This is a genomic window from Enterococcus sp. MSG3290 (assembly GCF_050555565.1).
GTDB classification, from domain to species: Bacteria; Bacillota; Bacilli; order Lactobacillales; family Enterococcaceae; genus Enterococcus_B; species Enterococcus_B faecium.
This window is the reverse complement of the sequence record NZ_CP187862.1, coordinates 831,256-844,117: the sequence shown is the minus strand read 5'-3', so window position 1 is coordinate 844,117 and position 12,862 is coordinate 831,256. Positions and strand designations below refer to the sequence as shown.

General features: G+C 38.9%; 12 protein-coding genes. 3 read left to right on the top strand and 9 right to left on the bottom strand.

Annotated features, from left to right (window positions below; translation table 11 throughout):
* Positions 1-7: 7 nt before the first annotated feature.
* Complete coding sequence (locus IGL31_RS03920) at positions 8-979, bottom strand: PhoH family protein (protein WP_002291698.1); 972 nt, start codon at positions 977-979, stop codon at positions 8-10.
* Positions 980-1,683: 704 nt separating this feature from the next.
* On the opposite strand from IGL31_RS03920, the gene brnQ reads away from it, so the two are divergent.
* Complete coding sequence (brnQ, locus tag IGL31_RS03915; RefSeq protein ID WP_002288744.1) at positions 1,684-3,063, top strand: branched-chain amino acid transport system II carrier protein; 1,380 nt, start codon at positions 1,684-1,686, stop codon at positions 3,061-3,063.
* Between the two features lie 153 nt (positions 3,064-3,216).
* Here the strand turns inward: brnQ and IGL31_RS03910 are convergent, their stop codons facing one another.
* The 3 genes from IGL31_RS03910 to IGL31_RS03900 form a co-directional block, all read right to left on the bottom strand.
* Positions 3,217-3,663: a GatB/YqeY domain-containing protein gene (locus IGL31_RS03910; protein WP_002287318.1), complete on the bottom strand. Its 447-nt coding sequence runs from the start codon at positions 3,661-3,663 to the stop codon at positions 3,217-3,219.
* A gap of 26 nt (positions 3,664-3,689) precedes the next feature.
* Positions 3,690-3,866 carry a 30S ribosomal protein S21 gene (rpsU, locus tag IGL31_RS03905; RefSeq protein WP_002287321.1) on the bottom strand — a complete coding sequence of 59 codons (177 nt, stop codon included), beginning with the start codon at positions 3,864-3,866 and terminating at the stop codon, positions 3,690-3,692.
* A 161-nt stretch (positions 3,867-4,027) separates the two neighbouring features.
* Entirely contained in the window at positions 4,028-4,456 is a 429-nt protein-coding gene (locus IGL31_RS03900) for a Fur family transcriptional regulator (protein ID WP_002287322.1), read from the bottom strand.
* 91 nt (positions 4,457-4,547) lie between these two features.
* Here IGL31_RS03900 and IGL31_RS03895 point away from each other — a divergent pair, with 91 nt between their 5' ends.
* On the top strand, positions 4,548-5,408 hold the full coding sequence (locus IGL31_RS03895; protein WP_002296156.1) for a pyruvate, water dikinase regulatory protein: 861 nt from the start codon (positions 4,548-4,550) through the stop codon (positions 5,406-5,408).
* 91 nt (positions 5,409-5,499) lie between these two features.
* Here the strand turns inward: IGL31_RS03895 and IGL31_RS03890 are convergent, their stop codons facing one another.
* From IGL31_RS03890 to IGL31_RS03870, 5 genes are all read right to left on the bottom strand, one after another.
* Entirely contained in the window at positions 5,500-5,850 is a 351-nt protein-coding gene (locus IGL31_RS03890; protein ID WP_002321425.1) for an ArsR/SmtB family transcription factor, read from the bottom strand.
* A gap of 14 nt (positions 5,851-5,864) precedes the next feature.
* On the bottom strand, positions 5,865-7,592 hold the full coding sequence (locus tag IGL31_RS03885) for a phospho-sugar mutase (RefSeq protein WP_086299808.1): 1,728 nt from the start codon (positions 7,590-7,592) through the stop codon (positions 5,865-5,867).
* A 212-nt stretch (positions 7,593-7,804) separates the two neighbouring features.
* Positions 7,805-8,731, bottom strand: a complete 927-nt coding sequence (trxB, locus tag IGL31_RS03880) for a thioredoxin-disulfide reductase (RefSeq protein ID WP_002296150.1) — start codon at positions 8,729-8,731, stop codon at positions 7,805-7,807.
* A gap of 144 nt (positions 8,732-8,875) precedes the next feature.
* Entirely contained in the window at positions 8,876-10,309 is a 1,434-nt protein-coding gene (locus IGL31_RS03875) for a 6-phospho-beta-glucosidase (RefSeq protein WP_002289178.1), read from the bottom strand.
* Positions 10,309-11,712 (bottom strand): 6-phospho-beta-glucosidase, encoded by a 1,404-nt coding sequence (locus IGL31_RS03870; RefSeq protein ID WP_002289176.1) that lies wholly within the window; start codon positions 11,710-11,712, stop codon positions 10,309-10,311. The genes IGL31_RS03875 and IGL31_RS03870 overlap by 1 nt, the downstream gene beginning before the upstream one ends.
* A 230-nt stretch (positions 11,713-11,942) precedes the next feature.
* On the opposite strand from IGL31_RS03870, the gene IGL31_RS03865 reads away from it, so the two are divergent.
* A complete protein-coding gene (locus IGL31_RS03865; protein ID WP_002289172.1) occupies positions 11,943-12,845 on the top strand; it encodes a MurR/RpiR family transcriptional regulator in 903 nt (300 codons plus the stop codon).
* Positions 12,846-12,862 lie beyond the last annotated feature (17 nt).

The following is a 12,862-nucleotide window of genomic DNA, read 5'->3' as shown; positions in this document are numbered from 1 at the left end:
GCAAAGCTTATTCTTGATGGAGATCTGCCTTTTCATAAGCTTTGATGATTTCGGCAACTACAGGGTGCCGAACAACGTCACTTGCTTCAAAATTAACAAAATCGATTTTCTTGATTTGCTTTAATGTTCGTTCTGCATGAACAAGACCACTTGTTGTCCCTCGAGGCAGATCAATCTGACTCGTATCTCCATTGACAATCATTTTTGATTGATAACCAAGACGTGTCAGGAACATTTTCATCTGAGCAACTGTCGTGTTCTGTGCTTCATCCAAAATAACGAATGCATCATCCAATGTCCGCCCCCGCATGTAAGCTAAAGGAGCAATTTCGATCACGCCTCGTTCCATCAATCGGTTCGTATGATCTAATCCAAAAATTTGGTATAAAGCATCATAAACAGGACGCAGATAAGGATCTACTTTTTCTTTTAGATCCCCGGGAAGAAAGCCTAGATTTTCCCCTGCTTCCACAGCAGGCCGCGTCAAAATGATTTTTTGCACTTCACCTTTTTTCAAGGCAGCGATTGCTAATACTACTGCAAGAAAAGTTTTTCCTGTCCCGGCTGGTCCTACGCCAAATACGATATCATGTTTGGCTACCGATTCGACATATTTCTTTTGGCCGCTGTTTTTTACCCGTATAGGTTTTCCATTACGGTCTTTGACGATCTCTTCCTCATACATCTCAACAAAATAATCTAATGTGCCTTTTTGCCCCATTTTCAGTGCCGTCACGACATCTGGTGTACTTACATGGATTCCTCGTTTGATCAATTCCTGCAATGTCCGAATGACTGAGGCAGCCAAGGAAATCTGGGATTGTTCACCAATGATCTGAATGATTTCTCCACGTGTATGGATGGTTGTTTCTGTTGTTTCTTCAATCAGTTTTATATGCTTGTCGTGTGCACCTAAAAGCATGCTGACATCATCAGCAGCCGTCAATCTAATCTCTAAAGAACTAGACTCTTCCGTCAAAAATAGACATCCCCTTTTTTTCGATTCATTCTTTCCTATTTTACCATACTCAGAAGAAACTATATAGCAAATAAGAAAAGGTTCTAAAAGAGTTGCTTAACCATAAGTACCAAGAAACGTTAAAAAATAGCTGCTTCCATTCTCTAAAGGTCTCGTTTGAATAAAAAAAGCTGATCATGTAAGCTATGCATAAGATAGAGGACAAGTATTCCGTCTAACTTAGCAAGTATTCTCTGGGTATTTTTCTTGTTTCAAAAAAAGAAAACAAAATATTTGAAATATTCTTGCATTTCAAAAAAAACAGGTGTATTATAACGTCAACAAATAAATATACAGCAAAGCGTCGAGGAAAACAGTAGGCTATTCAGTGATTTATTCCCAGTGAGTCATGTAAGTGAGAAATGACAATAAATCGAATAGACGAACATCATTTCCGAGTCAATGTCGAAAACGTAGATCATTGTGGCTGCCTCCATTATCAGGCTAGCGGATAACTTTATCGAAAAGCGTCCGTGAATGAAGAAGCTTTTTTAAGCGAAAAAAGGTGGTACCGTTCTAGAATCTAGAGCCCTTTTCCCAAGTGGAAAAGGGCTTTTTTTATATTTTAAGGTGGTGGTTTTCATGGAATCTGATATTAGTGGTATTTCTAGTTTCTGCAACGTTTATTTTGTTACTCAAAATGATAATTATTGGAGGAAAAATTTATGGAAGAAACAAAAACTTATTCATGGAAGCAATTATTGATGGTCAGTTCACTTATCTTCGGGATGTTCTTCGGGTCAGGTAATCTGATCTTTCCTGTCCACTTAGGTCAAATGGCTGGATCAAACTGGATCAGCGCTGGTGTAGGATTTGCCATCTCAGGCGCTCTTTTCCCATTATTAGCTATCTTAGCTGTAGTAGTGACAAAAAGTGATGGTCTGTATGACTTAGCTAAACCTGTCGGAAAATGGTATGCTGCCTTGTTCTTGATCCTTGTTCATTTAACGATCGGACCATTCTTTGGTACACCGCGGACAGCAGCAACTGCTTTTGAAATGGCTGCTAAACCTTTTTTGCCTGAAAAATATGATTCATTAGGTATGTTTTTATTCTCTGCTCTTTTCTTTTTACTTGCTTATTTCCTTACTGTACATCCAACACGTTTGGTCAAATATGTCGGAAAGTATTTAAACTCCTTGTTTCTTGCATTATTAGCTATCATTTTTGTCGTTTCTTTATTCCAACCCATGGGGAATCTAAACCAATCTGCTGCAGATTCTTATCAGACGAACGCTTTGACAAATGGCGTTTTAGAAGGATACAACACGGTTGATGCAGTAGCTTTACTTGCTTTAAGTGTCACTTTTGTCCATGCAGTTCGTGATCTTGGTTTTAAAGATAAAAAAGTCACAGAATTAACAGCAAAAGCTGGTAGCCTGAGCGTTGCGTTAGAAGTCATGATTTATTTTGGTCTGGTCCTTCTCGGTGCGATGAGTTTGAATAAGATGTCTTTATCAGAAAATGGCGGAACTGCACTTTCTCAGATCACTAATTTTTATTTAGGTAACTTCGGTGCTAGCTTCTTAGGGGTAATGGTCACATTAGGTGTCTTCACTACCGCTATGGGACTCGTTGTTTCTTTTGCACAAGATTTCCATAAATTGTTCCCTAAAGTCAGTTATATGACATGGCTGCGGTTAACGACTTTTGTCTCTTTTGTCGTTGCGAATGCCGGTTTGGATAATATCATCCAATGGTCTTTACCAGTATTGATGCTTTTGTATCCATTGTCACTTGCGTTAATCTTGCTTTCCTTAACAGCAAAATTCTTCCAAAAGAGTCCATTTGTCTATCAAGTAACGATGTTCTTTTCTGCCGTTCCAGCCGTATTGGATATGTTGGCAAATTCGCCTGCATTAGTCAGTCAGCAAACTGTCGTAGCAAGCTTACTAGGATTTTATCATCATTATGTTCCTTTTGCTGCATTAGGTCTTGGCTGGGTCGTCCCAACGTTGCTTGGTTACGCTGGCAGCTTGCTCTTTTATTATGTATATCGCGTATCAGGATATAAACAAGAAGCAAGTGAGTTACCAGAAGAATAACCAAATCAAACACAATTTAACATAAGAGATATTAAACAGGAAAAAAACAGCTAGAAGAAAGAATAAGATTCTTTCTTCTAGCTGTTTTTTAGTTCTTTTTTTACGAACACAAAAAACTGCGGACAATCACTGTCCGCAGTTTAAATGATAAAATTAAGATTGTAATAGTTCTTTCACAATCGCATTCACTTGGTTTCCATCTGCTTTTCCTTTGACTTTAGGCATAATTGCACCCATAACTTTGCCAAATTCTTTCATTGATGAAGCACCAGTTTGAGTGATTGCTTCTTGAACAAGTTGTCGAATTTCTTCGTCGGAAAGTTGTTCCGGCATATATTTTTCGACTATTACAATTTCACTTTTTACTTTTTCAGCTAAATCGTCACGTCCTGCTTCTTCAAACTCATGCAAAGAATCACGTCGCTGTTTCATTTCGCGAGACAACACCGTTAGTTCTTCTTCTTCTGTCAAGTCGTGACCTTCTTTAATCTGCTCGTTTTGTATAGATGACTTGATCATTCGGATGACTTGTAAAGATTCCTTATCTTTCGCTTTCATCGCTGCTTTCATGTCATCGTTTAATCTACTTAGTAGTGACACACTACCAACTCCAATTCATCACAGAACTAGAATTTTTTGCGTTTTCTAGCTGCTTCAGATTTTTTCTTGCGTCTTACACTTGGTTTTTCGTAGAATTCACGTTTACGAGATTCTTGTAAAGTACCCGCTTTTGACACGGAACGTTTGAAGCGACGAAGAGCATCGTCAAGTGATTCGTTTTTGCGAACGACTGTTTTTGACATGTTAATTCCCTCCCTCCGAGCTTAAAAAGTAACCGTAATTGTTATTGAAATATATCTCAAAAAACAAGACTGTCCTGTAAATATTATATCTAATGCTGTTTTGACCGTCAAGGAAATCTTGCTTTTTTTTAAAATTATCAAATGTTATTTTATTTAAATCCTTATTGACAATTTTCACATCTTCCGAAAATCTCGAATCTATGCCCTTCGATCGTGCATCCACCTAGCTGTTCTTCGAAATAATTCATCGGACACATATGGATTTCTTTCGTTGTTCCGCACACTGTACAGATAAAATGATGGTGGTGGCCGATTTCCCCCTGACAGCAATGAAAACGAAACTTCATTTCTCCATTTAAATCGGTTTCTTCCAGTAAATCGATCTCTGCAAAATCATGGAGATTCCGATAAATCGTATCATAACTTACCCCTTTGAATTCCTGATTCATATAGTCAAAAACTTCTTTAGCAGATACGTAGCGGTTACGCTTCACTAAATAAGTTAACAATGCTTCTCTTTTTTTAGTATATTTAAAACCGTTATTTTTCAATGTTTCTAATGATTGTTCGATCAATGTCTGTTTTTTCATGACTTATTCCTCCAAATCAAAATGATTACGAAGTACGCATTCTAGAGTATGGTATAATAAACATAAAAAAAATGCAAGTGAGGTTTTATCCATGTCTTCCGATTCTACAGAAATCGTTACTTTTTTTGTCATCTCCGACTCTGCTGGAGAAACTGCGACAAAACTAGCGCAAGCTACTATGGCTCAGTATCCTACCGTTGAGTTCAACCTATTCCGCAGAACGTTCGTGACAGATGAAAAAACATTAAGGCAGGCATTGCAAGATGCATTAGAAGAAAAAGCACTTGTCCTGCATACATTAATCAATCAAGAACTGATCGAGATAACACGTTCTTTTTGTGAAGAACATCAATTATTTAGTTTTGATGTGATGACGCCACCGATATCAGAAATTGAACGTTTAACTGGTATCAAGCCAATTCGGCAACCTGGTGCCCTCCATTTATTGAATGAGAACTATTTCAAACGGATCAAAGCAATGGAATTTGCTGTAAAATACGATGATGGGAAAGATCCTCGTGGTTTTTTAGAAGCAGATGTCGTTTTGCTAGGCGTATCCCGAACTTCCAAAACGCCTTTGAGCTTGTTTTTAGCAAATAAAAATTTAAAAGTTGCCAATTTACCTTTGATCCCACAAGCACATATTCCCAAACAGCTTTGGGAGATCGATCCTAAAAAAATCGTGGGACTAACGAATAACCCAGATATTTTAAATAATATCCGTAAAGAACGGATGCGCTCTTACGGATTAAACCCTGATACTGCTTATTCCGATATCGAAAAAATTAGAGCTGAACTCGATTTTGCGAATGATCTTTATGAAAAACTAGGATGTGTAGTGATCAATGTGGCATCTTTATCTATTGAAGAAACGGCTTCGCTTATTTTGAATGCTTTAGACCTAGAAGATCATAGTTATTATGGAACTGAAACAACAGAAAAAAGCGATTAATCATTTTTGTCTTTTTCTAAAAAAACACTGGTGTGTGACAACGAAATTTCTTCGTTGTCACACACCAGTGTTTATCTATTTGCACCTATCGTTATTGATGTTCCACATGTTTGAGTGTCTGGTTCAAAATATCCAGTACATGAGAATCATCAAGACTATACAAAATCGCTTTTCCCTCGCGATGAGACTTGACGACATGATTTTCTCTTAATAAACGTAGTTGATGCGATACAGCAGACTGCTCCATTTCCACTGCTTGGGTGATTGCTGTCACATTTTGTTCCCCGTCTTTCAGATATAGCAGAATTTTAAGACGAGTGGGATCACTCAACATTTTGAATAATTGACTGACTTTCTCTACTTTTGATTTTTGCGTGTCTGGCAATCCATTCACCTCCAACTTGAAAAAAGACTGACTTCTAAAGTTTACCACTTTTTCCATCAGTCTCAAGTTTTTTATTCTTCTGTCATCTTTTTGATAATCGCTTCATAAGAGGCTACTTTTTCGGCTGCGTCTTCTGTAGAGCTTCCTTTTACACCAATATAAAACTTGATTTTCGGCTCAGTTCCTGAAGGGCGGATAGCGATCCAGCCATTTTCTTCCAATGTATACTTCAATACGTCGGATGGCGGTGTTGTTAGTTTTTCTACGTTTCCTTCACGGTCTGTTCTCGTCAATTCTTTAAAGTCTTCTGTTTGAATAACTTTTGCTCCGGCAAATTCTGTCGGTGCTTCTTTACGGAATTTTTCCATCAAAGCAGAGATTTTCGCAGAACCTTCTTGTCCGCTCATTGTCACAGAAATCGTTTTTTCTGCGAAATAGCCATAGGTTTCAAAAATCGTTTGCAAGCCGTCATACAACGTTTTGCCTTGTTTTTTATAGTAAGCTGCTACTTCTGCTAATAAAAGCAATGCTTGGATCGCGTCTTTATCGCGAACAAAAGGTTTAACTAAATAACCATAACTTTCTTCGAATCCAAACATAAAAGTATGTGAATGGTCTTCTTCAAATTGTTGGATTTTTTCAGCAATGAATTTAAACCCTGTCAACACATTGAACATGGTAGCACCGTAGTGTTCCGCAATTGCTGTAGGCAATTCGCTGGAAACGATTGATTTCAATACCGCTGCGTTTTCTGGCAAAGTGCCTCTTGATTGATGTGCTTCCAAAATATATTGAGCAAACAATGCTCCGATTTGGTTCCCAGTCAATACTTCATAAGAACCATCTGGCAAACGAACCGCTGCGCCTAAACGGTCTGCATCAGGATCTGTTGCAATCAGCAAGTCAGCTCCTTCTTTTTCTCCAAGTCGTATAGCATATTCAAAAGCTGAATGTTCTTCTGGATTTGGCGATTTGACCGTAGTGAAATCTGGATCTGCCACAGCTTGTTCGGGAACTAGTACGAATTGTTCGAATCCAGCTTGTTTCAACGCACGTTCGCCCAACATTTTCCCTGTTCCATGAAGTGGCGTGTACACAAGTTTCAAATCTTTCCCCATTGTTTCAACCAATTCACGATCAATCGTCACTGCTTTGATTTCTTCTAGATAAGCAGCGTCCACTTCTTCTCCGATGATCGTGATCAACCCGCTATGTTTAGCTTCTTCGTCAGATAATACTTCGACTTTTAGCGGATTGCTGACTTCACGGACATATTTCGTCAATGCATCTGCGTCTGCAGGAGGCATTTGTCCGCCATCTTCTCCGTAGACTTTATATCCATTGTAAGCCGCTGGGTTGTGAGATGCGGTTACCATGATTCCCGCAAACGTCTTCAAATGACGAACTGCAAAAGAAAGCTCTGGTGTTGGACGCAGACTTTCGAATACATAAGACGGGATATTGTGATGTGCCAGTGTTTTGGCTGCTTCCATTGCAAATTCTGGTGACTGATGGCGTGAGTCATAAGCGATAGCGACACCTCGGCGTTTTGTTTCTTCAACTTGTGTATCCATGAAACGTGCTAGTCCTTCTGTTGCTTGTCTTACCGTATAGATGTTCATTCGATTGATCCCAGGTCCTAAGATTCCCCGCATGCCTGCAGTACCGAATTCCAACGGTGCATAAAAAGCATCTTCAAGTTTTTCAGGATCTTCACCCAGATCATTTAATTGTTTTTTTAAGTTTTCTTCTAAATTTTCTTCATGTACCCATTGTTCATACACTTGTTCCCAAGACATGAAAATAACACCTCTTTCTGAAATATGGTTCTTAATAAGTATAGCATTCACTTATTAGATATGAAAGTATGAGGACCAAAAAACGCTTAAATCAAGAAAGGATTCTTTTATCAAAAGGTGTTGGACGTGTTCGCATAAATCAGATTCAGTAAATTTCACGCGAAAAAAAGAGTAAAAGAACAATTGAAACCGTTCTTTCACTCTTTTTAAACTTATGCTGTTGTTTCTTCTAAAGACTCCAAGTATTTATACACTTGTTGTCCAGCAATACCGCCGTCACCAACAGCTGTAGTGATTTGTCGCAAATCTTTTTCACGAACATCTCCGATGGCAAAAACGCCTGGCATATTCGTTTTCATTTCGTTGTCTGTTGGAATCCAGCCAGCCTCGTTCGTCAAACCTGCTTCTCTAAAAGGTGCAGTTAATGGATCCAGTCCAACATAGATGAATACTCCGTCTGCTGCTAAATCAAATTCATTGCCGGTTTTGACATTACGTGCTTTCACACCTGTCACTACCATTTCGTTTCCAACGATTTCGTCAACGACTGTATCCCACATAAAGGAAATTTTTTCATTTGCAAATGCACGGTCTTGGATGATCTTTTGTGCACGTAATTCATCTCTACGGTGGACGATCACTACTTCAGAAGCAAATTGTGTCAAATAGATGGCTTCTTCTACTGCTGAGTCCCCACCCCCGATGACTACTAGACGTTTGTTACGGAAAAACGCACCATCACAGACTGCACAGTAAGAAACGCCTCGTCCAGCAAATTCTTCCTCGCCAGGTACGCCTAATTTACGGTGGATACAGCCTGTTGCGATAATGACTGTTTTTCCTTCGTAACTTTTATCTTCACAGATGACTTCTTTATGGCTGCCGTGATCCTTGATATCTTGAACGATTCCATAAGCATTTTCTGTCCCAAATCTTGAGACACTTTCATACATCTTATAAGCTAGATCGGGACCCATGATCGAATCGAATCCAGGATAATTTTCGATTTCTGCCGTATTGTTCATTTGGCCGCCAGGGGCACCTTGTTCGATCATCAATACGGATAAGTTTGAACGTGAAGCATATAAAGCAGCAGTCATCCCAGCAGGACCTGCGCCAATAACGATTACATCATACATATGTAGATTCTCCTTTACTTAATCAAGTAAGCATACTTTACAGCCAATGCGAAAAAAAGTCTATTGTTCTGCTTGCGTTTCTCGAATAGCTTTATTATACTCGAAAAATCCGCTGAAAAACAATAGACTTTTATAAATCATTGATCAATCGTTCGAAAGATTTTCTCCATTTGAATCAATTACTTTTTTATACCAGTTGAATGATTTTTTCTTTGAACGGGCTAATGTGCCATTTCCTTGGTTATCACGATCGACATAAATGAATCCGTACCTTTTCTTCATCTCACCGGTACCAGCTGATACTAAATCAATACATCCCCAAGTCGTATAGCCTAATAGATCGACTCCGTCTAGTTCTACTGCATCCTTCATCGCCTGGATATGCGCTGCCAGGTAATCGATTCGGTAATCATCTTCCACATAACCATTTTCATCTGGCGTATCGACTGCACCTAAGCCGTTTTCTACAATAAATAATGGTTTTTGATAACGATCATAAATATCATTCATCGTTATTCTCAAGCCTAATGGATCAATTTGCCACCCCCATTCACTTGCTTGCAGATATGGATTTTTGACAGAAGCAAAGATATTTCCTGCAGTCTGTTCCAAGAGTTCGTTGTCGGTAGTCGAAACTCGGGAAGAATAATAAGAAAAAGAGATAAAATCAACAGTATGTTCTTTCAGCAATGCGGCATCCCCTGGTTCCATTTCGATCTGAATGCCATTTCGCTCCATTTCTTTCAATGCATAAGCGGGATATTCTCCTCGTGACTGGACATCAATGAAGAAATAATTTTCTCGATCTGATTTTCTAGAAGCCCAAACATCTTCAGGATTGCAAGTGTATGGATAATATGCTCCTGCTGCCAGCATACAGCCTACTTTGTTCTCCGGATCTACTTCATGAGCAATCTTCGTTGCGATGGCACTTGCAACCAACTCATGATGTGCCGCTTGATATTTGATTTGTTCTTCATTTTCTCCTTCTTCAAAATACAGCCCTGCGCCCATGAATGGTGCATGAAGGATCATATTGATCTCATTGAATGTCAGCCAATATTTGACAAGTCCTTTATAGCGATTGAAGATGACTCGGCACAGATTTTCATAAAAACCAACGAGTTCTCTGGAACGCCACGCACCATATTCTTTGATCAAATGCATTGGACAGTCAAAATGCGTAATCGTCACAAGTGGCTCAATTCCGTGCTTTTGGCATTCTTTAAAGACATCCTCATAAAATTTCAAGCCAGCTTCATTCGGCTCTTTCTCATCCCCCATTGGAAAAATACGACTCCAGGCGATGGACATTCGATAAGTCTTGAACCCCATTTCTGCAAACAAAGCAATATCTTCCTTATAACGATGATACATATCGATTGCAATTTTTGCTGGATAAAAATGATCCTCATCAAATTCAAACATTTTTTTCTTTCCGGTGATAACAGGAAAACGGTCTTTTCCGATTGGCACAACATCTACGTTTGCTAGTCCGCGTCCACCTTCATCATAACCGCCCTCACATTGATTGGCTGCTGTAGCACCGCCCCATAAAAAATCTTTTCTGAATCCCATTATACTTCCTCCATTATATGTGTATTACCTGATAATTCTCTTGCCAGTTCATCTTGAACTTCGATTCCTTCTTCTTTTAATCGGCTGATTGTTTCCTTGAATTGCGGTAAATACTGCTGGTGTGCAATAAACAACTCATCCATGATCCGTTTTGCTGTCTTTCCTGATCGTATAAGTGGATTGATCGTAAACGCCTGTAAAGCTGTCCCATAATCACCAGTCACAGCTGCTTCGATCGTCAGCAATTCCATATTCTTCATTACTTGCAACCAGCCTCTTTCAGCAGCAGGAAGAGAACCAAACGCTACATTTCTCGCTCCTTGTGCGCCAACATAGGCAGTGACTTCTACTACACAATCTGCCGGCAGGTCAGGAACAGCTCCATCATTCTTTGTAGATACCACGATCTGTGTTTCTTTATTTCCATAGATTGAAGCAATCGTTTCACAGGCAGCGTCTGAATAATAAGCGCCACCTCGTTTTTGCAATTGTTCAGGTTTATGGTCTAATTCTGGATCTTTGTATAATTCAAATAGCTCTGCTTCTGTTTCTTTCACTTGCTGCGCTCTTGTACCAATCGTTTGATATTCTTCTAAAGCATGTTCCAGCATTTCTTCTTCACGGTAGTAATAGCGGTGGTAGCCACAAGGGATCATGTTCATTTGTTTTAATTGTTCTTTGAAAAACGGGATATCAAAGATATTTTTCGGTAATCCATTATCTTCATCGTATAAACGATCAATCAATTCTGCCGTGCGGTCATTTCCTTTATTATCTGCTACTTTGTGCCAATGGAAATGATTTAGACCGGCAAACTTGTAGATCAGCTCTTCTTTTTTCTTGCCAAGCATTGCTGGTTCTGTCATCATCGCCATCACTGGCACATTGCATAATCCAATCACTTTATCCCATTTGCCATATCTGATAACTGCTTCTGTCACCATCCCACTTGGGTTCGCGAAATTGATCAGCCAAGCATTTGGACATAAACGCTTCATGTCCTCAACGATTGCCAAAACGACTGGAACGGTACGAAAAGCTTTGAATATCCCGCCAGCACCATTTGTTTCTTGTCCGATCATCCCGTAATAACTAGGGATCCGCTCGTCTTTGATTCGTGCATCTAATTGACCGACACGAAACTGAGTCGTAACAAAATCCGCATCTTTCAATGCTTCTTCCCGATCCAGAGTTGCATAGATCTTGACTTCATACGGAGAAGCATCCCACATACGCTGAGACATCTGACTAACGATCTCAAGCTTTTCTTTTCCTTCTTCTACATCTACGAGCCAGATTTCTCGTATCGGTAATTCCTCATATCTTTTGATAAATCCTTCCATCAACTCGGGGGTGTAACTGCTGCCTCCACCAATCGTAGCGATTTTGATTCCTTTTGCCATGTTCTCACTCCTTTACTTTTTTACACTTTCATTATCTTTTTTGTAAACAAAACAAACAATAGAAATCTGTTTCTTTCCAGTAACATTTACAAAATTTACTGTTTTCTAGTGGATTTTTGTAAATATCTTGTCAAAAAATGTCTATTTTAAGTTATATAGTATAAATCCGTTTACAAATCATTTTCAAAAAAGTTATAATTTACGTAAAAAAATAAGAAGAAGGTATCTACATGTTATTACGTGAAAAAATCAAAGAAATCTCCTTTTCTCCTTCAGAAAATGAAGTGATCCAGTTTCTCTTAAGCGATTCTCCAGCACTTGGCGAAATGACCATCCAAGAGATCGCTGAGCGATGTTATGTCCACCCGTCTACACTCATCCGTGTAGCAAAAAAAATGGGTTTTGATGGCTGGGTCAGTTTTCGTAATGCTTTTTTAGCTGAAACAGCCTATCTTGAAGGGAATTTTCAAGACGTAGATGCGAATCTTCCTTTTTCCACCACAGACGGTATTATGACGATCGCAAATAAAATGGCTTCTTTAGAACAGATGACGATTCAAGATACACTTTCTCTCATTCATCATGACCAACTGCAAAAAGCCAAGTATTTACTGCTCCAGGCAAAAAAAATCGTGATCTTCGCCAGTAACTCGAATACTTTGATTTCTCAAGATTTCATGCTGAAAATGAAGCGCATCAAAATGGATGTCACAATTGTCACCACTTTTGGTGAATCATTCTATGAAGCGTACAATTGCACGAGCGATATGTGCGGGATCCTGATTTCTTATACGGGTGAAAATAAAGTGATTCTTCGTACCGCAGAAATATTGAAACAAAATCATGTTCCAATTTTAGCTTTGACCAGTATCGGTGATTCAACGCTATCTGCAATGAGTACAGCCGCTTTGCGACTTACGACACGCGAGCGACTGTATTCAAAAATTGGTAATTTTACGATCAATACATCAATTTGTTATCTTCTAGACGTGTTATATAGTTGTGTTTTTGCAGAAAATTATCAACAGAATTTAGTCCATCTAATTTCTGTCGGACAAAAATTCGATAAACGCCCTATCAGCTCAGCCATCATGAAAGAGCCTTTCAATTTTGAAAATAAAGAAGTGGAATAAAAAGAATAGTTAAGCCT

Excerpts from the sequence above, each read along its gene's own strand:
- brnQ (WP_002288744.1), top strand. The coding sequence starts at position 1,684 with ATGGAAGAAACAAAAACTTATTCATGGAAGCAATTATTGATGGTCAGT.
- rpsU (WP_002287321.1), bottom strand. The coding sequence starts at position 3,866 with ATGTCAAAAACAGTCGTTCGCAAAAACGAATCACTTGACGATGCTCTT.
- IGL31_RS03900 (WP_002287322.1), bottom strand. The coding sequence starts at position 4,456 with ATGAAAAAACAGACATTGATCGAACAATCATTAGAAACATTGAAAAAT.
- IGL31_RS03895 (WP_002296156.1), top strand. The coding sequence starts at position 4,548 with ATGTCTTCCGATTCTACAGAAATCGTTACTTTTTTTGTCATCTCCGAC.
- IGL31_RS03890 (WP_002321425.1), bottom strand. The coding sequence starts at position 5,850 with ATGGAAAAAGTGGTAAACTTTAGAAGTCAGTCTTTTTTCAAGTTGGAG.
- IGL31_RS03885 (WP_086299808.1), bottom strand. The coding sequence starts at position 7,592 with ATGTCTTGGGAACAAGTGTATGAACAATGGGTACATGAAGAAAATTTA.
- trxB (WP_002296150.1), bottom strand. The coding sequence starts at position 8,731 with ATGTATGATGTAATCGTTATTGGCGCAGGTCCTGCTGGGATGACTGCT.
- IGL31_RS03875 (WP_002289178.1), bottom strand. The coding sequence starts at position 10,309 with ATGGGATTCAGAAAAGATTTTTTATGGGGCGGTGCTACAGCAGCCAAT.
- IGL31_RS03870 (WP_002289176.1), bottom strand. The coding sequence starts at position 11,712 with ATGGCAAAAGGAATCAAAATCGCTACGATTGGTGGAGGCAGCAGTTAC.
- IGL31_RS03865 (WP_002289172.1), top strand. The coding sequence starts at position 11,943 with ATGTTATTACGTGAAAAAATCAAAGAAATCTCCTTTTCTCCTTCAGAA.